The sequence below is a fragment of the Paenibacillus sp. p3-SID867 genome (assembly GCF_025142895.1).
Classification (GTDB): Bacteria; Bacillota; Bacilli; order Paenibacillales; family Paenibacillaceae; genus Paenibacillus_AQ.
Map to the genome: position 1 here is coordinate 22,259 of NZ_JAMBDM010000031.1, position 21,985 is coordinate 44,243.

A 21,985-nucleotide genomic window follows, 5' to 3' on the forward strand; every position below is an offset into this window, starting at 1 on the left:
AAAAATGATATTAGAACTTAATAAACAGGATTTTTATAAAATACGGCATATCACCGATCAGTGTCAAACGTTGAAGTCAGGGCGATCGTTAATGGGAATAACCCGGGCAGAGTTTATGTTGATGATTTAACGGAACCAACTGCATCATTGGTTTGGATCCAGGGCCAAAAAGGTTTTCAGATTGTCGGCAATGTGCAAAGCCAATCTTTTCTAGCGGATTTAGAAGGATACATGAGGCAACATATCGAACCCAAACTAAAGAAGTTAAACATTCATTCGGTTGAGATTGGTGCGGAGATGAATATTTGGGCTGAAGAAAGCTGAGTATGTTAGTGGAGAAATAAATATTCAACCAAAAGAAATTAAAAAAGCCAAGTATATTCAATTAAATGAATCTAATATAGACCAATACATAACCTGTCCGCAACAAAAATCTCGTACGCTCGATGCGATGAAAGAAAAGTGTTTTGTTCCGTATGAAACGCGGGAAGTAAATCCAGCATATAACTTATTGTCTAGGTTATACAATGATTAATAAACTTGGATTTGTTAAGCTAACAGGAAACGATAGTTGAATAAAGCAGAGAAGGCAGCTGGTCAGAGCGATCAGCTGTCTTGTTAAGCTAACGGGTAGGTTAATGCAAAAAAGAATATTCGGGTAGCTTAGGGTAATTAATTTAATTATTAAACTAATGGAATCTGTCAGGCGAAGGAGGTACCATGTGAGTTCTATTCAAACCGTTATTAAAGAGCTAAAGTTGAACGTCTTGATTATAGAAGATGTTCCAGATTCATTTAGTTCACTCGTATACAAGCTTACTCTTGTTAACGGGGAAATTGTATATGTAAAAATCCCATATAACAAAGATAAACTATTTCGTGAATTTCAGGTACTTGAAACGTTGAAGGGAGTGATTCCTATTCCTAAGGTTTTGGACATTTGGTTTGGGGATGAAAGCACTACTGGAGCATTGCTGCTTTCTGCTATTGAAGGTACGCCTAGTATAGAAGATATGGATGAGAAACTTTCTTTTCAAATCGGTGTGTATCATGCAATGCTACATGAAGTAAAAACTCCAGGATACGGTTACCATACGACAAAGGGATTCAAGTTAGTTGACCAAAATAATTGGAGACTACATATCAGAAAAAATTTTGAAAAGTGGAAAGAGCCATGCAAGGAGATCCTCAATCCAGAACTGTTTGAAAGATGTATTCTTCATTTTGATGACGTTTTTTCTGCTTTACCAAATCCTGACGGACCGTGTATTGTTCATATGGATTTTAGGCCGGGTAATATTCTGGTGAACGGTAACAAGGTCACTGGAATTATTGATTTCGAAAGTGCACGTGGTGGGTCCTCAGAAATAGACTTTACAAAAGTAAATCGATATATTTGGGAAGTCAATCCGAGAACTAAGTTACCCTATATTGAAGGTTATCTGACGATTCGACCTGTGTTAGCTCTGGATAGAGTGCTACCATTTTATGATTTTTACGATGCATTTAGTGCTGTTGTTTGGTGTAAAAACAGAGGAATTGAAAAAAACCAAACGTTTCTTCAAGAAAGTATTCTTACCTTAAAAAAATCAGTGGCTTATTAAGTGCAAGTATATTGATGTTTTATTAAAAGCATTAAATAGGAGCCATTATTACAAGCACGGGAATCTTTGTGCAGGCGAAGCAAGTGTTTCCGACATATGAGCGATCCCATTCTGAAAAAGTGTCGGAGGACAAGAACATAGACCCATTGAAAGTCGCTTTATTAGCGGCTTTTTTGTTTTATCGGTACAAGTTCTTGTCCCGAGTCAAGGACAAGAACTTGTACCGATTGCCGTAATGGACAAGAACATGAGCCGATTACCGATTAGATAAGTATCTAACTATGTTTCCTTACAATCTCATTAAGCTAACGGGCAGGAAGCATTCATTATGTTCTATCAGTACCATAATCAGAAATAAATTTAGGTTTGTAAAACAAACTGAAAAGAACCCCAGTAAATTGCTTTAGTAGTAATTTGTATTCTTCAAGTGTGACATTACTTCCATGAATCAATACTTCGTATAGCCCACCATATTCATAAATTTTGAAATCCGCATTTTGAAATCCGTTTTTCTGATAGAAATTCTTGCGTTTAATCCGTTGTTCAGAATTGTCCGCCACTTCATAAATTGCTTCAATATTCAATATAATACGATTGCCTATATATTTTTGTTTGATCGTAGATAGTATGATCGTTCCATAGCCTTTTGATCGGACTTCTGATGAAATGGCCAAATATAGCACAAAGGTCAGATTTCTATCTGAGATCAGATAGGCGAATCCAATAAATACTTCATCATCGTAGAAGGCAATATAATCAACGAATTCTTTGCGAGATCTCCACAATAAGAACCATAATGGGATTCGTTCATTTTCTGGAAAGGATGTTTTATATAACTTCTCTACTTTATACAACTCTTTAAAGTGTTTTGTTACTATTTCTGTTCTCATACGCATAAAATGCCTCCTCAAATCGTTTAGCCAAAACTTTCAGAAAAATTATAAGACCTAATTCTATGAGTGATTAGGCCTTTATATAGTAAAAGCTAAAGATTATTATTTTTGTCGAGACAGTTTTCCAAAATCTTTAATCGTAGTTGTCAGGTAGTCTAAGTCAGGAGTATAGTGGTCACCATTATACTCATACAGGGTTACATCTGCTCCTTGCTTTTTAAACTTGCTATAGGCATTCAATGTATTGAAGTGAGGTACAATATTATCGTTCTTACCTGAGTGAAACATGATTTTGGCCTTAGGAGTCCAACCGTTAATAAGGCTTATTTGTTCAATGACACTAAGCAATTCCTCGTTATCACCACTCATGATGCTTTCTTGTAAAAACGGTAAGTTTAAAATTTCGCTTACTTTACTGGAAGGTGGATTAAGTGCGTCTAAAGAATCGTTGACTTCGTAATTGTATACCTTATCTAAAGGTACATTGATGTTACTGAATTTTAGCAAGCTATATAATGTCCAACTATAAATACCAGCATTTTCACCCAGATCGTCGCTTTCAAAATCAAGAGTATTGCTTTGGAGCATAGATGGCATATCATATGGTCCACCTAATGGAGAGGTAGCAATAAGATTGAATTCTTTCGAATATTTTTGCTCAATGGCTTTATGAGTTGCTAAAGCAGCTCCTCCTCCTTCAGACCACCCTGTTAAAAATAACTTGCTGTCCGTCTTCACTTTTAATTCTTTTGTTAGTTCTTTAGTTGCTCTAAGCATATCTACTGAATAGTTTGCTAATTCACTTGGGATATTATACGGGTGATCCAAATCTTTAGAAACATTATAACCAGCATAATCTGGTGCACTCACAACATAACCTTTTGATGCGAAAGTCAGAATCATCATTCTTGTCTCCCCAAAATCAGCATCTGGCTGAGGCGACTGTCCGTGGAATAATGAAGGTACATCGTTTGATCCTTCGCCACCAGGCATTGGGATCGGTAGCATTGTACCATGATGGTATTGCAAGAAAGATGGTTTTTCTTTACCCTTAGGAATCGTTACAAGACCTGATAATACAATCGGTTTTCCATTTTGGACTGACTTGTAAGTAATAGAATAGAGAGATACATCATAAGCCAAAAGCTGCCTGATATTCTTTTCAGGATTCAACTTATTGATTTCTTTTGTAGTTAAATCATTTACTTTTTTGTAGCTTAACAACTCCCCTCTATCATCCTCTTTTGAGATAGATTGGTTTTGCGAAATATTCATGATTTTATGTGCTGTTGCTGGCTCTGTAACAGTATTTTTTTGATCCTGTGCACTTGCAGGAAGGCTAAATCCAGCAAGCAGTGCCGATGTGGTCAATGTAGCAAGTAATACTTTTTTCATGTTACCAATCTCCTTTTATAAAGGCCTTGAGTATACCTCTTTAATGTTTATAATTACACTATAAAGTCTATACTTGGTATAGAGTAAAGGAGTTTTTTATGAGAACCATTTTTTCCATAGGAGAAACTGCAAAAATTAACAATGTATCAATTCAGGCATTAAGACATTATGACAAAATAGGATTATTAAAACCCTCTTATGTTAACAAAGATAGTGGGTATCGTTACTACACTCTTGACCAATTTATCTACCTTGACATCATCAAATATGCCAAGATTTTTGGTATTCCTTTGAAAGAAGTGAGAGATACTCTTAGTTCTGGCGATATGCAAGAAGTATCAATAAAGATTAGAACTTATCGAGATATGTTAGAAAAACAAATGGAGACACTATTTAGTGTTAATAGAAGATTTACGAAGGTAGCAGAACTTATTGAGTATGGGTTAGAAGCTGTACAGCAGCAAGAACCATATCTAAAATGGATTAACAAAAGACGCATAATAAAATTAAAAGATCAAAACGAAGTAGTTAATTTTGAGTTGAATAGCAGAAAAATTGAAATAGACATGTTTCAATCTAATTTGGAGTTTGCCTTTGAAAGTGGTTATTTCATTGATATTCCGCTTTTCATTAATCTTGGCAAAGAATCTTTCATATCGGCATATATGACGGTAATGGGTGGGGATGAGATAACACACTTTAAACCCGAAAATGAATATGTTTTAAGTCATATTCCAGAAGGGAAATATGTTTGTCTCACATACAATAATCATAATAAAATGGAAAGAATAAAAAAAATGCAGGATTACCTTAACGGAATTCACATGAAAGAAACTACAATTATTCTTGTATCTGAACTTTACGATAACTTTGATAATCAGTCTCATGAAATACAAGTATATTTACATCCTTAACATAATTTATCGGCGTCATGGCGATGAAGTACAGTTGAGAATAAATTATGTAATCATACTTTGACTTCGATCGGGAGGATCAGGAAGCATTGTCGCAGCCGTGGCTGCGCCTGGCGCGCATTATCGTTCAAAACTTACTGCTTTTTTCTTAATCCAAATCCACCACCACACTTGTTGATGGTGGTTTTTTGGAGCATAGGATTTCCTGGTAGTAAGGACAGTTAGTTAGCAGCACCATAACATAATAGTTGCCGCCGTAATATCAGTCCCCACCATACATGTCGGGGGACAAGATCATGGTCACATTGAATGTCGCTAATTTAGAGGCTTTTTTGTATTATCGGAACAAGTTCTTGTCCCGAGTCAAGGACAAGAACTTGTTCCGGTTGCCGTAAAGGACAGGAACATAAGCCGATTACGGAATAGATAATTATCTAAATATGTTTTACATGCAATTTCATTAAGATAACGGGTAGGTTAGCACAATGGCATCAGCTAACGGATAACTGTCCTTCACTACGTTAACGGGCAGCAATCTTTGACAAGGAATTTGACTATTAACAATTGAACTGCATATAAAAAATAATAAATGGTGGTGATATAAATGTTTATTGTTAGAAAAGCAAAAGAAACGGACCTTTCGGATGTGGCTAACCTATCTGAAATATGGGTCTCAGAATCTATCACTTACGGTTTGGGGGCTAGTACCGAAGAGTTGTTGAGAAACAATATCGGGGATTACTTCTGGGTTGCAGAAATCAACTCACAAATTGTAGGCTATATAACTGGTAGTATGCATGAAAGCGACGGGTTAGTCGTAATCGAGCAGGGACAGCATTATTTAGAGGTAGATGAGGTATATGTTGTTCACCCTGAGTATCGAAGTAGAAATATAGGTCACGTGATGGTAGATAAGCTTCTTGAAGCTGCTGAAGGTAATGGCATAACTCGGTCTGTTGTATATTCTGCGACTAAGCAGTGGCAAAAAATAATTGGTTTTTATGAGAAACATGGGTTTAAAATGTGGTTTGTTCAAATGTACCGTTATGAGCATTACTTTTCCTAAGGATAAAACTAACGGGAAACGATAGTGCAATAATACAAAAGAAAGCAGCAGATCAATGTGATCGGCTGCTTTTAACGGCTTTCTTATTACATTCAAGGTTTTCGGAGTTCTTTTTTAGAGTCAACCCTGCGCAGGCTGGTACTCATTTTTCTTTGATTTTTTGCGTATGGACATGCTTCGTCTTCCCGTAATCGTGCTTGTTATGGAGATTCCACTCCACAAGTCTGTACCCAAATACGAGAAGGATCAGCTCGTAGACGCAATGATCAGCGGGATACATCCGCATACTCCTAAAAACCTTTGTAATACCCGGGATACATCGCTAGTAGAATTCGAGCATCTGATCGATTTCTAAGTTCCACGGTTCTTAACGACAGGAATCCGAACGTCCACTTTATACATATTGTTGTCTTTCTCGTAAATCAATTCAAACTCGGGATAATTAGCAAATTAGTAATTACAGAGTGGAAACTACTCTCTCCAAGTGTACTTCAGTTGATAAACACTAAGTCATTTAAATTTAAATATTTTCCGAGTTGTTTAACATTGTGATTAATGATTGTGAAGGAATGCAATTTTTAGAAAGAGTTGGGTTGAAATAGCTTTAACATTAGATCGGTTACACCTCGTCGTTTGTAAAGTTGTTTCTGTATTGCAGGTAATCAATGAACCTCTTGACGGCAAGTGATGCTGTTTTACTATCTCTCATTGCAAGGCCTATCTTACGATATGCTGGTATATCAAGATCTTTCGTTATGATTCGATATGGAATACGTTTCAAAATAAGCTCTGGCAAAATACTGATTCCCAATCCGCTTTCAATCATTGACATGATGGCATAATCATCCCATGTTGTAAAATGTATGTTAGGTTCAATGTTACATTTTTCAAAAATTTCCGATATTTCTGCTTTAGCGCCTTTTTCTAAAAGCATGAAGGGGTAATCACATAACGCTTTTACAGGAAAACGTTCGCAGTCGGCCATGGGATGATCCTCCGGCAAAATGACTAGTAATTTATCCTGTTCCAAAAAAATTGTGTCAAACTCTGGGATTGTCGGTAACCGAATAAATCCACAATCCACGCGCCCCTCCAAGATCCAGCCTTCTATTTCAGTATAGTCACCCAGTAATAGTTCATAATCAATATTAGGATAATCCTTCTGAAACATCTTGATAATATTCGGGAGCCAATGCGTTGCCACACTGGAAAACGTTCCAATCCGAATTAACCCAGATTGCAAGCCGTTCAGTTCGTCTACTTGAGTCTGTAATTTCTCGAATTCATTACATACACTTCGAGCAAAAGGTAACAGCTTTAATCCATCAGAAGTCAAACGAACACCAGCACGACCACGTTCAAGAAGTGACACGCGCCATTCCTTTTCCAAATCGTTTATCATGCGGCTGATTCCGGACTGGGAATAGTTCAGTACTTCTGCAGCCTTTGTAAAACTGCCCAATTCGACGGTTTTGATAAAAGCCATGTATTTTTGAATATTCATATCCATATTTAGATATCCTCTTTTACATTTGATTTTGTTATGCTCATCATTAAAAATATTCGTTTTTGTTATCTTTAAGGATATGATAACCTACCTATGTAGTAAAAAACAAATGAGAGCAACTCATTATTTATTTTCAAACCGATAGAAAGCAGGAACCTAGAATGAAGGAAAAACTGTATTTTATGTTGTCGATGATTATCTTCGGCGCGGTAGGAGTTTTCGCAAAATATATTGACCTGTCTTCGAGTAAAATTTCACTATTTCTAAGTCTAATTGGAGCATTATTTCTACTTTTTATTTTTCTATTCAGAAAACAGAAGGTATCCTGGGCCCTTGTAAGAAAAAATGCCTTTGTTCTGTTTATTGCAGGCATTGCACTAAGCGGAAACTGGATTTTTTTATTTCAAGCGTATAAGGAAACAACAATAGCTAATGCGGCATTAAGCTATTATTTTGCGCCTGTCTTGGTTATTATGTTTTCACCTTTGGTTTTAAAAGAACAGTTGTCGCTTAAAAAAGTGATGTGTATCGTTGTCGCTTTATTGGGATTATTCCTTATACTGCAAAACAGTACAATGGAAAGCACCGGGAATCATTTGCTTGGTATCGGCTATGGACTAATAGCAGCGGGATTTTATGCCGTGTTAACTATGACAAATAAATTTATTCGTGGTCTGGATGGGCTGACAATTACCCTTTTACAACTTGGTTTATCGGTTTTGCTATTATTCCCTTTAGTATTATTCACCGATGGCTTCAATTTTTCTTCTCTCACGTGGAGGCCGATTTTTGTAATGCTTTTACTGGGTGTCCTTCATGGCGGAATCGGATTTTATATGTTCTTCGCAGGTATGAAAGGATTAAAAGCCCAAAGTATCGCCGTATTAAGCTATGTTGATCCACTTACTTCACTAATGATTTCAGCTTTAATAATAAGAGAGGAGATGACTATGCAACAACTGATAGGTGCTGCTTTGTTGTTAGGGTCCATTTGGTTCGGTGAATCTGGCAAATCAAGGGCAAAAATGAGCGATTCGTAAGGTAACAAGCATCTCTTTATATCTGGTATTGTAATGAAAATCATGATAAATATTCGTTATTGTATTCCAAATAAAAGTGATACATTAAAAACATGAATTACTCAGTGAAAGGAAAATGATCAATGTTCTTTGTAAGTGATATATATACAACAGCACCTTCCGAGTTTAAGTCGGTACTACAAGAAAAGACCTACCATACGTTGCAAAACCTGCATATACCATTTGAGCGTGTAGATACCGATGAAGCGAGAACAATGGAAGATTGTGTGCAGATTAATAAAAAGCTGAATATGAAGATGGTAAAGACTCTATTTCTTTGCAACCGGCAACAAACAGCATTTTATTTATTCATAACGGCTGGCGATAAACCTTTTAAGTCAAAGGAGTTCAGCAATGCTTTAGGAATTTCACGAGTCTCCTTTGCCCCTTCGGACTTACTGGAAAAGATGCTGGGAACGAAAGTCGGAGCCGCAACTGTATTTAGTGCACTACTTGACAAAGATAATGTTATACAAATTGTAATTGATAAGAACATTATCTGCGAAGAATGGTATGGATGTAGCGACGGTACAACCACAGGTTATATGAAAATCAAAACGGCGCAAATCATTCACGAATTTCTGCCTTTTGTGAAGGATACACCGTCCATTATTGAGGTGTAGTATGAGACTATATCAGAATAGAATTGTTGTGAAAGTTGGAACTTCCACACTGACAAATGAAATAGGACAAAATGACTTGCGTTCTTTTGACCGGCTTGCCTGTGTATTATCCGATGTTCATAACATGGGTTATGAAATTATTTTAGTATCTTCCGGTGCGATAGCCATAGGTTCAAATAAGCTTCAAATGAAAACGAGGCCTACTTCTATGCGTTTGAAGCAGGCTGCAGCTGCGGTTGGACAGTGTAGTATCATCTTTTTATATGATAAATTTTTTAATGACTATGATAATACCATAGCACAAATCCTCCTAAATGCTGAGGATATAGAAATCGAGGAAAAGAAGGAGAATCTGACAAACACTTTTGATGCTTTACTCGAAATCAACCGCAGGGTATCGGGCAGGATTACGTACTAACCGTGTTTCTCCGCCGATATGAGAAAAAACATCGAGAAACCAATTGTTCTCCATGATACAATGAACGCCATGGGGAATAATTTAGATTCAATCACTTTGACTTTGACCATCTTTGACATATGTACATAATACAACTGATAGAGAAATCTCAAAGGGATGAGACATATGCGCCGGAAATCCGTATCACCTCAAACAACTGAACTGGAATGGCTTCAAGCATCTTACGACAAGAAGAAGAACCGTTCACTTGAAATTGGTGTAAAAGCAATTGATACGAAGAGGGTAAAACGGTTTCTTACCGAACTGTTTCGGACAAATCAAAGTTTATTGATCCAGAAGGAATAGGTATCCACCAAAACACAATTCGTAAGAACCAAGAACTTCATAATCATTTTCTTCAGTATAGAACAACCAAGGTTTATAATCCGCGCAAAAGCTTATCTAAGCCCTTAGATAATGATTTGGATGTAAAACAGGATCGCGACATAGATCGAGTCAGACAGCGTTATATGCAGTTAACAAAGCCAGAATTGGTTGATCTACTGATTCGGATGGAACAGTATATTGCATATCAGAATCAGCATAGGCTGAAAAGTGAATTTGAGAAGTTTATCAACGAATGAATCCTATCTCTATCTCTTTAACAAGCAATAACCTTCAAAGAAAAGGGCAGATTAACTAATTTCTTCCCTTTTCAAAAATAGGGCGAATTTGTGGGGAAAATCCATCATGCCACAAAGGGTTATCACCTCCGCTCCGGAGGCGATACTTCCCCACCCAAGCTTGTTCTACCTCCTGATTATTTCACAGGTAAACAGGAATGTGGAATTGAGGTTGGGGAGAATTATAATTTGGCTAAAGTCAGAGGATATGCGAAGCAACCGAATTGCCAAAGCTGATGGTAGAATCGACAGACTTATACCTTATAAAAAAATAGTGGAATTAATTGACAGAACAAGTTGAGTGTGATAGCATTGGTTTAACTTAAAACGAAAAGGCTATGATGAGAAATAGTAGCTATTAGGGATCTCACAGAGAGAAGATGGTTGGTGCGAATCTTCATTGATCTAGTAGTGAAGCAGTCTCGGAGCTGTGAACCGAACAGAGGAATCTTAGTAGGCTTCAACGGAGTTCCACCGTTATTCAGGAAACAATATCGGAGATATCCCGTATTGATAGAGTGCAGAGAAATCTGAAATTAGGTGGTAACACGGACATAATAGTTCGCCCTAAGTTGACAAGAAATATGTCAGCTTAGGGCTTTTTTGTTTTATTTCTTCTCGTTTGGATATTTGCAAAATAATTTTCCGAAAATAAATAATAATTGAAATGGAGGTATTGAGCATGGTGAAAATGACACCAGATGAGTTAAGAAAATCATATATTGATTTTATGAAAGGAATAGGGGCTAGCCAAGTGCCCTCTTCTAGCTTGTTACCAGAAAATGATCCCTCAACGTTGTTTACAGGAAGTGGAATGCAACCTATGGTTCCATATTTATTGGGGGAAAAGCATCCGATAGGTAATGAGATTGCTAATATTCAGAAGTGTTTAAGGACAGTGGATATTGATGAAGTAGGAGATACGTCGCATCTGACATTTTTTGAAATGATAGGTCGATGGGAGTTTAAAGCAAATGAAAATAACTATAAGAAAAAGCAAATCGATGCCATTTGGAATTGGCATATTATCGAATTAGGAATTGATCCTGGCAGGCTGTATATCAGTGCTTTTATAGGAAGTGATGATTTGAATATACAGAAAGATACGGAAGCCATTCAAATCTGGTCAGAAAAATTCAAATCAGTTGGTATAGAACCTATCATTGAAGATGATCCCTATCAATATGGGGCATCTAGAGGTGGAAGAATATTCTTATACGATGAAAAAGAAAATTGGTGGAGTCGAGCCGGAAGTCCATTGGATATGCCTGTTGGTGAACCGGGTGGGCCTGATAGTGAAATGTTCTATGATCTTGAACCAGGCGGTGATTCGCTGGATCATCCTGCTTCTGTAAGCGAGAGGTTTTTAGAAATTGGGAACAACGTATTTATGTGTTACAAAAATGAAGACACAGGATTTGTAAAAATGCAAAATCCCAATATTGATTATGGAGGCGGATTAGAAAGGGTTGCAACAGCCCTTAATGGTGACAAGGATATTTATAATACGGCTTTCTTCCTTAATCCCAAGAAAAAATTGATGGAGTTAAGTGGTAAACAATATACTGACGATTTAAAGTCGTTTAGAATCATACTTGATCATGTGAGAGCGGCTACTTTTCTAATTAATGATGGTGCGGAGCCAGCTAATAGTGATGCAGGGTATATAACAAGAAGGTTATTAAGAAGGGCGATTCGTGCAGGTAAAAAAATAGGTATACAAGGAAGTTTTGTGGGTGAGTTGTCTGAAGTTTATATAGATGAAGCAACAGCTTATGAAGATTTGATCGGTAATAAAAAGAAAGTTATCGAAACAGTAAATAAGGAAGAAAATCTTTTCTATAGAACTTTACAGCAAGGAGAATTTGAAATACAAAAACATCTTAAGAATAAGGGTAAAGTTACAGGTGCAGATGCCTTTTATTTTTACGAAACATATGGGTTTCCCTTGGAGTTGACGGAAGAGTTTCTAACTGAAAGTGGATATAGCATGGAGGACAAGGCGTCTTATATAGAGGCGGCAAAGAAACATGCTGAAAAGAGCAGAACTGCTTCTGCGGGTAAATTTAAAGGTGGATTAGCTGAACATTCAACAGAAACAACAGCGCTGCACACGGTATCTCATTTATTACTTGCTGGTTTAAGGGAAGTTTTAGGTGATCATGTTCATCAACAAGGAAGTAATATTACTTCAGAACGATTACGGTTTGACTTCAACCACGATGAAAAACTTACGCCAGAGCAAATAGCTGAGGTGGAAAAGTATGTGAATGATGCGATTTCATCAAAAGCAGTTACCTATATTTCAGAGCTGCCTAAAATTGAAGCGAAAGAAAGTAATGTTGAAGGGAATTTTTGGGATAAATATCCGGATATCGTTAAGGTGTATACAATCAAAGATAACGAAGGGAAAGTTTGGAGTCGAGAAGTATGTGGAGGACCTCATGTAGAAGATACAACAAACTTAGGAAAGTTCAGTATTAAAAAAGAACAATCTTCTGCTGCTGGAGTTAGAAGGATTAAAGGAGTAATTAATAAAAACGCGGAACAATAGCTGATGTTTTAGGATTGCCATTTGTAACAACGTTATGAGTTGCCGGGAATCCAGGATGAATGATAAATCCGGCAATCGAAGAGGGTTTGACATCGCTTGGCCTTTCCATTGGCGGTACCGGAGCACAGTATTCAAAGAAAAAGCAATTCGGGCTTAATCCGAATTGCTTTTTTACTGCAAGAAAGGGGAACTTATAAAAAAACAGAACGAAAATCGAGCTATATGGTGTATTGTCGGGGGACAAGAACATAGTCCCATAGAAAGTCGCTGATTTAGCGGCTTTTTTGTTTTATCGGAACAAGTTCTTGTCCCGAGCCGAGGACAAAAACTTGTTCCGATTGCCGTATTGGACAAGAACATGAGCCGATTACCGATTAGACAAGTATCTAACTAAGAAGTATCAGTAAGGCTTGAAGGAATTTTCTCCGTTGTGACGAAAATCGTTTCAGGAGGTGTTGGTTATGGACATTAAAATTGACTTAGAATTCACCCCGATCGCCACGTCCCGGCGTAACATATACGGAATCTAGTTTTGTACGTTCGTCATCCCAATTCACTTTTCGATCTGAAGAGATTGGAATCGCACTCGTGGATCTGTGGAATTTTGGGTGGGAGGACGGTCCTGTTGTTGATTCCTTAGGTTGGGAGTTAAGTACGTAAAGAGGAACTTCTCATGCACGAAGAGAGAAAAAAATCATTCTGAATAAACTAACGCCATTAGTACGTTCACTGCGGCAACGTGACATCCAGATTTTCCATTGTAACCATCCTCTGTTTTTGAACCATTACCCCCCAGTGGTACGAATCGACGACCGAGGAGGAACGGGCTCATTTAAACGATCTTAAGGATTACCATGAGATCGGCAAGGAAGAAAAGTTAACTTCATTTCCTGAATTCGAATGGAGGGAAGTCTGGAGGGCAAGACACAGAGACGATGTGTTTCATGTCCAATGGATGAATGAGCAAGAAAATGTGTACGATCAAATCAAGATACCCATTGAAATCGAGCCACAAGATGGAGATCTTCTCATTTACTACAAAGAACAATTCGATCGTATACTACGGAATAAATGGTTTAGAAGGTATCTGAATAGCATTCAATGATTGAACTAACGGCATACGTTAGTTGAACTTTGCTCAGCTGATAATTTACAAAAAACGAGCCCCTTGTAGAGAAAGAGAGGGCCCGCTTTTTTATGGCAACGAACATATACGCATAAAAGTCCTCATAAATAGCGGGCTTTTTGATTTATGAATGTAAGCTCTTATTCAAAGGCTGTGATAAAAAAGTTTATCCTTAACCGCGGTAGATTTTCTTATAAAGTAGCTTGGGGTTTAACAATAACGCCAGCGGGTAGATAGGGCAGAAACAAACCATTTTCCGGTCACAGCTGAATTCTTGTCCTATATTTTGAAATAATTCGAACGATATCTATAATTATTACCAATATATACTGTAAGACCGAAGGGGAGGAGGTAGCAGATGAATCATCCATCTGAATATGCAAGGCTTATTTCGCTTACGTTGGCTGGGAACCGTGATGCGTTTGGCGAGTTATATGAAGCAACCATTAAGGACGTTTACAATACTGTTTATTTTCTTATTCGAGAACCATCAGATGCAGAGGATGTCATTCAGGAGATTTATATTCAATTATACCGGTCTCTTGAAAAGTTTGACGTAAGCAGGCCGTTTCGGCCTTGGTTAATGGGAGTGGTTATGCGGCAAATTCAAGCGCACCGCAGAAAGAGTTGGACACATATGCGGATCATCAAAAAAGCTGAACAGATTGATCAAGCCGTGGTCAATGATATCTCAAGTGAGGTGGTCAACAAACTATCGAATCATTCGCTACTTGAAAGCGTAGATCGACTTCCATATAAGCTAAAGCTAGTAGTTATTCTGCATTATATGAATGATTACACGCAAGAAGAGATTGCAGCCACATTAGAAATCCCTCTTGGGACGGTAAAATCACGGATTCATGCTGCTCTGCAAAAGATGCGCAAAAAACAGAAAATTAGCATTCTGGCTATGGGAAAGGTGGAGGGGCAAAATGAGTTTTGATGAAAGATTGAAAACCGCTTTTAAGGAAGAGACCAAAGAATGGAACGCACCAACGGAGCTCAAGGAAAAAATACTTAACAAAGTCGTACACATTCAAGAAGGAAGACGAATGAAAAAGTGGGTCGTTGCATGTATTTTGGCCGCTACATTGTTAATCCCAACAGGTGCTTTTGCCGGTTATAGCTACATAGCTGATTCCATCTATGGTTCGCGGGACAATATCGGAGTAACTCAAAAGCAATATGATGAGCTGGAGGCAAAGCTGCAGACCGCCAAACAAAACCTCAGTGAAGAGGAGTTTACAAAATGGATGTCCTTACTAAAAGAATGGGGCCTCCTCAATTTGAAAATTGCCGATACAAATGGGGATTTTCATATTGAGAGATTGAGCGTAGGAGAGCAAAAAATCTATAGAAGGTTAACCGCAGAGCTAGAGCCACTCTTTCGCAAATTAAATGAAGTTCAATCAACGAAGGGAGAAGCTAAACCTATAGATAGCACTACTTTTTGGAATGGAGTGCTAGATGAAGCAGGGCAAATATTCAGCAAAGAAGAATTTGATGAGTTTCAAAAATTATTAAATGAATTGAGGGCTTATGACGAGAAAAAAGATGATCCGGATGGTAGTGTTCATACTGAACGGCTGTCAAAGGAAGATCAAATGAATATAGAGCAATTGTTCCAGCAGATACAACCATTTTTTAAGAAGTTGGGCATAACAGTTAAGCCGAAAACTTGAGCTGTCGAGGAACAAGAACATGTAAAACTCCACGTTAACGAAACGTTAGGAGCAACCCTAGTTCACCTAACTCAAGAAAAACTGAAGCCTTTTCAAACATGATTTTAGAATTGTAAAGCCACTCAACTAATGGGAAACGATAGTTAAATAAATATAGAAAGCAGCTGGCCATGATCAGCTGCTTTTTGTTCAACTAACGGGCAGGTTAGTTTAATTTTAGTCACGAAGAAACGTAAAAAAACTAAAAGGAAGACCCAACGTTGGCACGCAAAATTTAGGCAGTCCGCAGCGAGGATATTCGTGGGGCTGCCTAAATTTGTTGTGGTTACAGGTTGTAATTAATGCCTTCGCCAGCACCTGTGCGGGCGTTTACGTATACGTGAGAAACGCCTTCGATCCCAGTGACGGGAAATGCGTATACGAGCTGGCTGTTGTGGATTTCCAGCTTTGGCTTGCCCGAGGGGGTTACTTTTGGGCCAAGCTTCAAGGAGGCTTGCTCCGCTGTCAGCCTCGGGTGAACGGGGAAGGTTTTATTGTAATGGGAATAATAATTAGACGCATCAAAGCTCTTCAACGTACCGGTACGGCGATCAAATCGCCATACGACTTTCATCTGCGGAATGGAAACTTGCTCCCGGACCGGAATATACGTGAGATAAATGGAGGTATTGTTTATCTCTTTCGCTACTAATGTCAGACGTTCGTCAGACCAGCGAGCCATCCAGGTGTCCGTAACCGCGACAACCTGCTTTAAGTCCATAATTTGCTCTACATCTCCTTTTTCAGAGATCGAGCTCTTGCGTCTCACTTGGAGCACGTGTCCGCTTTTACTTAGTGTTGCAATATAGGAGTTGGTTGATTTTCCATCGGTGTCCGATAACTTGAAATCCAAGACTTCTCCGAATTGGGGGCTGCTTTCGCCTGAGATGTGGACAATTTGCTTACCTGCTCCTTTATTCCAAGCCTCGCCCATGAAAATTTTCGCTTTGGCCGCAAGCTCCGTAGCCGTATAAGTGGTTTCACCGGCGAAAACGGTTCCTGGCTTCGGAGGTATGTATGGATTCTGGTTGTACAGGAACTCGTTAAAGGCTTTATTTCCATAGGTGGAGACCGAGTCGAGTTGAGACAAATCCTCTTCCATTTCAGTTGATATCTGTTGTATATCCGATATAGAGGAATCAACAGCTTTCTTTCTCATCTGATCGAGATAAGGTAGGGCGGTCCTCGCGAACGTTCTCAAACGCTGAATTTGTTCTAATTGATCCGGGTTAAGCGAGATTTCCTTCTCGCTGGCAGGATAGGCCAAGTAGCGGCTGCCCTCTGTGATAAACGACTCATATGACCAAGATTGAAAGTTCATTGTAACGTATCCGATCCTTACAGATTGCAAGATAAAATTGGCATTTTCAATCGCAGATTGAAGTGCTGCTTGCCGATCTGAAATCGTAGATGCCGCAAGGGACTCCGCAAGCGCATAGTCGAAATCACGCAGGTAGATCAATTGCATATGCGACCAGTATTGCGTATTGTGCTGTTGTTGCTGCTCCCATTGCCGATTATTCTGATGCTCCGTATAACTGAAATACGTGCCCGCTAATGTCGTCACGCAAAGCAGACCAATGATAGATTTGGTGAGAACACTCATGTCTATTAAAACTCCCGTCTTTGTCTTCATAATGCTTATCCACTTTAACAAAGATGAGAACACAGTTTAATGAGTAAATATTGCCAATGCAAATCGCTAGCCCATTAGGCAATCCTGCACAGATGAGACTTATGAAAAGCACATTTGAGGTGGGAAATAGTACCATCAGGACAGATTATTCACGTTAATTTTTGTTTTAATCTTTTACGACTACTTATCTAGGATATTGAACTAACGGGAAACTTTAGTTAAATGCAGTGTAGAAGCCGGTCGGTCATAAGAACAGGCTGTTATTTACTTAAGAACGGGATGTTGGGAAACAGTACTGGGAATAAATAAGTTCGGCATTAGATTTTTCAAGTTGAAGTTGACCCGGAAAGGAGTTTCACAAGTTGCCTACTTTAAAAGAATTCGATTTAGATATTCCTTACCCTAATATAGATGGAACACCTGAAGATTATGAAGCCAATTGGAGAGAAAAAGAGTTCAATTCCGAGATGAGATACGCTGCATTGCTTCTCTTTACGAACGTCATTTTGGAAAATATAAAAACGAATCATGGAAGGTATTAATTTGTTGTGTGTCTGAAGTTACTGATCCTAGGGTAATTACCTATGGAGGAGTTTGCTAAACGCAAATACAATTTCATGTTGATTCATTCTTCTCAATGAGTGATCAACAAAAGAAAGAACTAACATTTGATTTATTAAGAAAAGGGCTTGATAAGGTGATGGGATTCAGATTCTTTCGAGCAAGCGTTCTCAAAAGTGATTGAAGCAGATATGAAAGTCCTGACAGAAGATTAAAAGTAGGTTTATATATTGTGCATGAAGTAACTGTTGTAATTGGTAACTTAATTGTCTTTGATAAAACAACTAAAGAAGTTCTTCGTACAGAGGCTTTTCGGGATCTTCCAAACGAATGGGCTTATGTTTAACTTCTCGGAAAAATACAATGGGTCTCTTTGAATGAAGTTGCTCTACTCAATAAAGACAATAAGTTAATCCGGAAAATATCGTTAATGAATATATGATCAAATTACCCTGCCGTCATTAAACTAACGGGGAACGGTAGGTCAATAATGACAAAAAAGCAGCCTGCCAGAGTTATCGGCTGTTTAGCTATAGAAAACTCACTTCCTCTTATCCATTTAATAAAAAATAATAAGCAGGGCATAATACACCAAAATAAATAGTTACATTCACGAACCTAAGAATTGGAGTGAGCCCTATGCTTAAGAAAAGACATATTACTCTTATACTACTGGTCTTGCTAACATTGTTAACCGCATTTAGCAAACAAGACCCCATTGTTATAAGTGATGTTGAAATCAATGTAATGAAGATAGCTGGTATTCTTCGGTATGATATCGTCTTAAAGAAAACCGCAGAATTTAAATTAGACGATATCAATGAGACTAATAATTCTCCAGGTCATGTGTTTAACGAAGGATTAAATTTTGCTGTTAGGCCTAACAATAATTTAGCATCACTAATGGAATTGGAATCAAATAAAAAGTATGTAAAAATGCAACTTCGTGGTGGCGGTAGTTCAGGTAATTTTGACACAGAAGGAAAGACTACACTTAATCTTGAGTATTCGATAAAGAAGGATGTGGATATTGATGAAGTAGGAAAATCTGCGCTTGATTCTACATTACTTGTACTTATGGGGAACAAGGTTATTGCTGAGATTCCTTTAAACAAAGTGAAGTGATTTTGGATATTCTCCAGAAGACGATAGCTCATTAAAGACTAGAAGACAGCTTGGTGAGAATGATGAATAAACGCACGAAAGCAGCCGACAGAACAATGGCTGCTCTTTTTGTTTAAACTAACAGACAGGATTGCGCAAGTAGATATTAACCGCTTGTATTGAAAATCGTCATTACTCAACTTAAAGGCAGGTATATGTAAGTTGTCAGTACTTAATTAGGTACGACGCATATATTAGAATAATGATTTGAATTGTGGAGGGTGTTATATGCAACCTCAAACTCCTAAAGATCCTATAGTTCCTGAATTAACTGAAGTACAGATAAACGAATTAACAGATATCGTTTTCTTATCTAAGGAAATATTACCTTGCGATGCTATTTTTGTTTTCGGAGGTACTCATCCGGGGCATTGGAAAGCCACGATTGACGCTTATAATAGAGGCTTGGGAGAATGATTATTGTACAGGAGGAGTCAGCCCTACAGGAATTAAGTATGAGAATTGGGTAGCCGAAGCGCATGTCATTGTTAATAAACTAACTGAGGCAGGTATTCCTTTAAATGTAATCGTGTATGAAGATCGCTCAAGGAACACTTTAGAGAATGTGTTATTTGCTAAAGAAATATTTGACTTCGACACTATCGAGTCACTTTTAATTGTATGCAAATCTCATGGTGCGGGCAGGCAATATCGTACATTGTCGAAGCATTTACCTCAAAAAATTAATTGTTTTTCTGTCGAGGGACAAGAACATGGTCCCATTGAAAGTCGCTATTTGAGCGGCTTTTTTATGTTAACGGTACAAGTTCTTGTCCCGAGCCAAGGACAAGAGCTTGTACCGATTGCCGTAAAGGACAAGAACATAGTCCGATTACCGATTAGATAAGTATCTAACAATGTTTCCATGCAATCTCATTAAGCTAACGGGCAGGATATCGTGGAAATAAGTGGAATTTTATTATATGCTGGACAATTACCTTGAAAGCGGTCAGCAGGAGGTCTTCCGTCAGGTAGTTGCCGGAATTTTTGATTGAAAAAATTATGCAACTACTTAAATTATTAATGAAAGAAGGTATAGAAAATGATTAAAGAAATTGAACAGCAATTCACTGAAGAGATCCTTACCGAAGCAATAAAGCGATATGACCTTAATAAAGACACTGTTCGTTCATTGGGCGGTTATGAAAGCTTTGTTTATGAATACCAGAAAAACAACGCATTTTTCATATTAAAAATCTCACATACAATTAGAAGATCAAGAAATAATATACTGGGTGAACTTGAATTTTTAAATTTTTTGTCGAATAAAGGACTGGCAGTTTCAAATGCTGTTCCATCGACCAGAGGTAATATGGTTGAAGAAATTGCTGCAGAAAATGGTTCGTTCCTAGCCATTTCATACAAAATGGCTCTTGGAAAAGAAGTGTCGGATGAAGATTGGAATGAATCGCTTTACGAAAAATGGGGCGAATTTATGGGGAAAATCCATCATGCCACAAAGGGTTATGAATGGAGTAATCCGGCGTTTAAACGACAAGCCTGGGACCAAGAAGTTCAATTAAAGGCGGAGAAGTACCTGCGACCTGATGATGTAATGATTTCAATTCTAAAAGAAAGATTAACAAAACTTACTTCTCTGCCCAAGTCCAAAGATACATACGGTTTGATTCATAGTGACTTTAGTCAAAGTAATTTTTATCTGCATAACGGCGACATTTATTTGTTCGATTTCGATGATTGCAGTTATACGTATTTCGTAAACGATATTGGGATTACATTGTGTTATGCACTTTTTTTCCGTATAAGGAATTTGAAAATAAAACGGAATATTATAGATTGTTTTTCCGCCATTTTATAAAAGGATATCTAAAGGAAAATACAATCCAAGAAGAAGAAATAGAATATTTACAAGAGTCTATTAAACTTCGTTATGTATTGCAGTATATTTATTTTCATCAAGCAAACGATGTGTCAAATTTGGATGAAGAATCAATGAACAGGTTAAAAGAGATTCAACAAATAGCCACTTCTGATGAGCCTATGCTGCCGATTGACTTTGTTCATGAATTTAAAAGCATTTATAATAGTATTCATTAACCTGGGAGCATTACATTTTACTAACGTAGGGGCTAATCGCGGCTTTTTATGTTAGGGATAAAGTTCTTGTCATCCGACATGCATAAACACCATTCGCGTTTCAGACTATTCGGCAAAATTCATTAAGCTAACGGGAAACGTTAGCTCAAAGAAGACAGTTGAAGGCAGCCGACCAAAAAGCCGGATGCCTTTTTCCTCAGCTATCGCCTGTTAAACCTAAATAAAAAACCGGCATAATCGATGCCGGTTCGCCAATGCTTATATGTAAAATGTGATATTCCTTAAAAATGACACGGATACATATTAGTATATAAAAAAATTAATATGAGTCTATTATTTTTTTGTGGGAAGTGTAGTGTTGTTAATAACCGCGCGGGCAACATTGATAAAGGAGAGTAAATATGCAAAAGTTTACAGAACTCAAATATATCCTCCCGGATTATGAAAAGGAAAAGGCCTCCTTGTTGAAATCTAAGAAGAACATGGCAGCCGCATCACCGGTTCAGGTAGCGGTAAATCTTATATCGCGGCGTTATTAAGCGCTAAGCTCCAAATCCCCATTACGATCTAGACGATATTTTCTGGGATAATCAATCGAACGAATATGGCGTAAAGGCACCAGAGGATGAGCGTGACCTCCGGCTCAGAGAAATCATCGGTCTCGATTCGTGGATCGCAGAAGGCGTATACAGGTCGTGGGTAGGGCCGAGTTTTTTTTTATCGGGATCTCAATGGAAGTGAAAGGTCTATAAATTGGTCGGAGAAAGTGGCCGATGGTAATTATCGGAGTTACGCAGTAGTCACTAATACCGCTGATGATGAGGATTTACGCAATTTTGCAGCAGCAGTTATCTCCAATCAGAAATAACGTTTGTTCATCTAAACGATACCTGCGCTGCTCAACATGAACTATAGCTATTGAGCCAAGAGGGGACCATAATGACCCTGTCGTTGTTATCATTAACTCAATTAAATACTATTAAATGCGAAGCACGCATCTATTA

19 protein-coding genes, 1 pseudogene and 1 other annotated feature are annotated in these 21,985 nt (G+C 37.9%); of the genes and pseudogenes, 16 read left to right on the top strand and 4 right to left on the bottom strand.

Annotated elements, in window-relative coordinates; all coding sequences use genetic code 11:
- The first annotated feature begins 60 nt into the window (after positions 1-60).
- The 3 genes and pseudogenes from M4D81_RS32535 (at position 61) to M4D81_RS32545 (ending at position 1,604) form a co-directional block, all read left to right on the top strand.
- Positions 61-324, top strand: coding sequence for a hypothetical protein (locus M4D81_RS32535; protein ID WP_260069407.1), 264 nt, complete (start codon positions 61-63; stop codon positions 322-324).
- A pseudogene (locus M4D81_RS32540) lies at positions 317-535 on the top strand (DNA mismatch repair protein MutT); the annotation flags it as partial. The gene M4D81_RS32535 and the pseudogene M4D81_RS32540, both read left to right, overlap by 8 nt.
- 187 nt (positions 536-722) lie before the next feature.
- Complete coding sequence (locus M4D81_RS32545) at positions 723-1,604, top strand: phosphotransferase family protein (RefSeq protein WP_260069408.1); 882 nt, start codon at positions 723-725, stop codon at positions 1,602-1,604.
- A 326-nt stretch (positions 1,605-1,930) separates the two neighbouring features.
- Here M4D81_RS32545 and M4D81_RS32550 read toward each other — a convergent pair whose 3' ends face one another.
- Positions 1,931-2,500: a GNAT family N-acetyltransferase gene (locus M4D81_RS32550; RefSeq protein WP_260069409.1), complete on the bottom strand. Its 570-nt coding sequence runs from the start codon at positions 2,498-2,500 to the stop codon at positions 1,931-1,933.
- A 99-nt stretch (positions 2,501-2,599) separates the two neighbouring features.
- Positions 2,600-3,892 carry an alpha/beta hydrolase family protein gene (locus M4D81_RS32555; protein WP_260069410.1) on the bottom strand — a complete coding sequence of 431 codons (1,293 nt, stop codon included), beginning with the start codon at positions 3,890-3,892 and terminating at the stop codon, positions 2,600-2,602.
- A 98-nt stretch (positions 3,893-3,990) separates the two neighbouring features.
- On the opposite strand from M4D81_RS32555, the gene M4D81_RS32560 reads away from it, so the two are divergent.
- Positions 3,991-4,806 (top strand): MerR family transcriptional regulator, encoded by an 816-nt coding sequence (locus tag M4D81_RS32560; RefSeq protein ID WP_260069411.1) that lies wholly within the window; start codon positions 3,991-3,993, stop codon positions 4,804-4,806.
- Between the two features lie 604 nt (positions 4,807-5,410).
- On the top strand, positions 5,411-5,872 hold the full coding sequence (locus tag M4D81_RS32565) for a GNAT family N-acetyltransferase (RefSeq protein ID WP_260069412.1): 462 nt from the start codon (positions 5,411-5,413) through the stop codon (positions 5,870-5,872).
- Between the two features lie 619 nt (positions 5,873-6,491).
- On the opposite strand, the gene M4D81_RS32570 is transcribed toward M4D81_RS32565, so the two are convergent.
- The gene (locus M4D81_RS32570) at positions 6,492-7,376 is read right to left on the bottom strand and encodes a LysR family transcriptional regulator (protein WP_260069432.1); all 885 of its coding nucleotides are present in this window, start codon (positions 7,374-7,376) and stop codon (positions 6,492-6,494) included.
- Between the two features lie 164 nt (positions 7,377-7,540).
- On the opposite strand from M4D81_RS32570, the gene M4D81_RS32575 reads away from it, so the two are divergent.
- The 6 genes from M4D81_RS32575 to M4D81_RS32600 all read left to right on the top strand — a co-directional run bounded on the left by M4D81_RS32575 (position 7,541) and on the right by M4D81_RS32600 (position 15,523).
- Positions 7,541-8,419, top strand: coding sequence for a DMT family transporter (locus tag M4D81_RS32575; RefSeq protein WP_260069413.1), 879 nt, complete (start codon positions 7,541-7,543; stop codon positions 8,417-8,419).
- A gap of 122 nt (positions 8,420-8,541) precedes the next feature.
- Positions 8,542-9,081, top strand: a complete 540-nt coding sequence (locus tag M4D81_RS32580) for a prolyl-tRNA synthetase associated domain-containing protein (RefSeq protein WP_260069414.1) — start codon at positions 8,542-8,544, stop codon at positions 9,079-9,081.
- A gap of 1 nt (position 9,082) precedes the next feature.
- Positions 9,083-9,499, top strand: coding sequence for an amino acid kinase family protein (locus M4D81_RS32585; protein WP_260069415.1), 417 nt, complete (start codon positions 9,083-9,085; stop codon positions 9,497-9,499).
- A 991-nt stretch (positions 9,500-10,490) separates the two neighbouring features.
- Positions 10,491-10,734: a binding site (T-box leader), on the top strand.
- Positions 10,735-10,843: 109 nt separating this feature from the next.
- A complete protein-coding gene (locus M4D81_RS32590; RefSeq protein WP_260069416.1) occupies positions 10,844-12,715 on the top strand; it encodes an alanine--tRNA ligase in 1,872 nt (623 codons plus the stop codon).
- Positions 12,716-14,199: 1,484 nt separating this feature from the next.
- Entirely contained in the window at positions 14,200-14,784 is a 585-nt protein-coding gene (locus M4D81_RS32595; protein ID WP_260069417.1) for a sigma-70 family RNA polymerase sigma factor, read from the top strand.
- Positions 14,774-15,523 carry a DUF3600 domain-containing protein gene (locus M4D81_RS32600; RefSeq protein WP_260069418.1) on the top strand — a complete coding sequence of 250 codons (750 nt, stop codon included), beginning with the start codon at positions 14,774-14,776 and terminating at the stop codon, positions 15,521-15,523. The genes M4D81_RS32595 and M4D81_RS32600 overlap by 11 nt, the downstream gene beginning before the upstream one ends.
- 325 nt (positions 15,524-15,848) lie before the next feature.
- Here the strand turns inward: M4D81_RS32600 and M4D81_RS32605 are convergent, their stop codons facing one another.
- Entirely contained in the window at positions 15,849-17,168 is a 1,320-nt protein-coding gene (locus tag M4D81_RS32605; RefSeq protein WP_260069419.1) for a hypothetical protein, read from the bottom strand.
- 392 nt (positions 17,169-17,560) lie between these two features.
- On the opposite strand from M4D81_RS32605, the gene M4D81_RS32610 reads away from it, so the two are divergent.
- From M4D81_RS32610 to M4D81_RS32630, 5 genes are all read left to right on the top strand, one after another.
- Positions 17,561-17,740 (top strand): hypothetical protein, encoded by a 180-nt coding sequence (locus M4D81_RS32610; protein ID WP_260069420.1) that lies wholly within the window; start codon positions 17,561-17,563, stop codon positions 17,738-17,740.
- 658 nt (positions 17,741-18,398) lie between these two features.
- Positions 18,399-18,884, top strand: coding sequence for a hypothetical protein (locus M4D81_RS32615; protein ID WP_260069421.1), 486 nt, complete (start codon positions 18,399-18,401; stop codon positions 18,882-18,884).
- A gap of 267 nt (positions 18,885-19,151) precedes the next feature.
- Positions 19,152-19,340 (top strand): hypothetical protein, encoded by a 189-nt coding sequence (locus tag M4D81_RS32620; protein WP_260069422.1) that lies wholly within the window; start codon positions 19,152-19,154, stop codon positions 19,338-19,340.
- Positions 19,309-19,770 carry a YdcF family protein gene (locus M4D81_RS32625; protein ID WP_260069423.1) on the top strand — a complete coding sequence of 154 codons (462 nt, stop codon included), beginning with the start codon at positions 19,309-19,311 and terminating at the stop codon, positions 19,768-19,770. The genes M4D81_RS32620 and M4D81_RS32625 overlap by 32 nt, the downstream gene beginning before the upstream one ends.
- Positions 19,771-19,965: 195 nt before the next feature.
- Positions 19,966-20,742, top strand: coding sequence for a phosphotransferase enzyme family protein (locus M4D81_RS32630; RefSeq protein ID WP_260069424.1), 777 nt, complete (start codon positions 19,966-19,968; stop codon positions 20,740-20,742).
- The last annotated feature ends 1,243 nt before the right edge of the window (positions 20,743-21,985 follow it).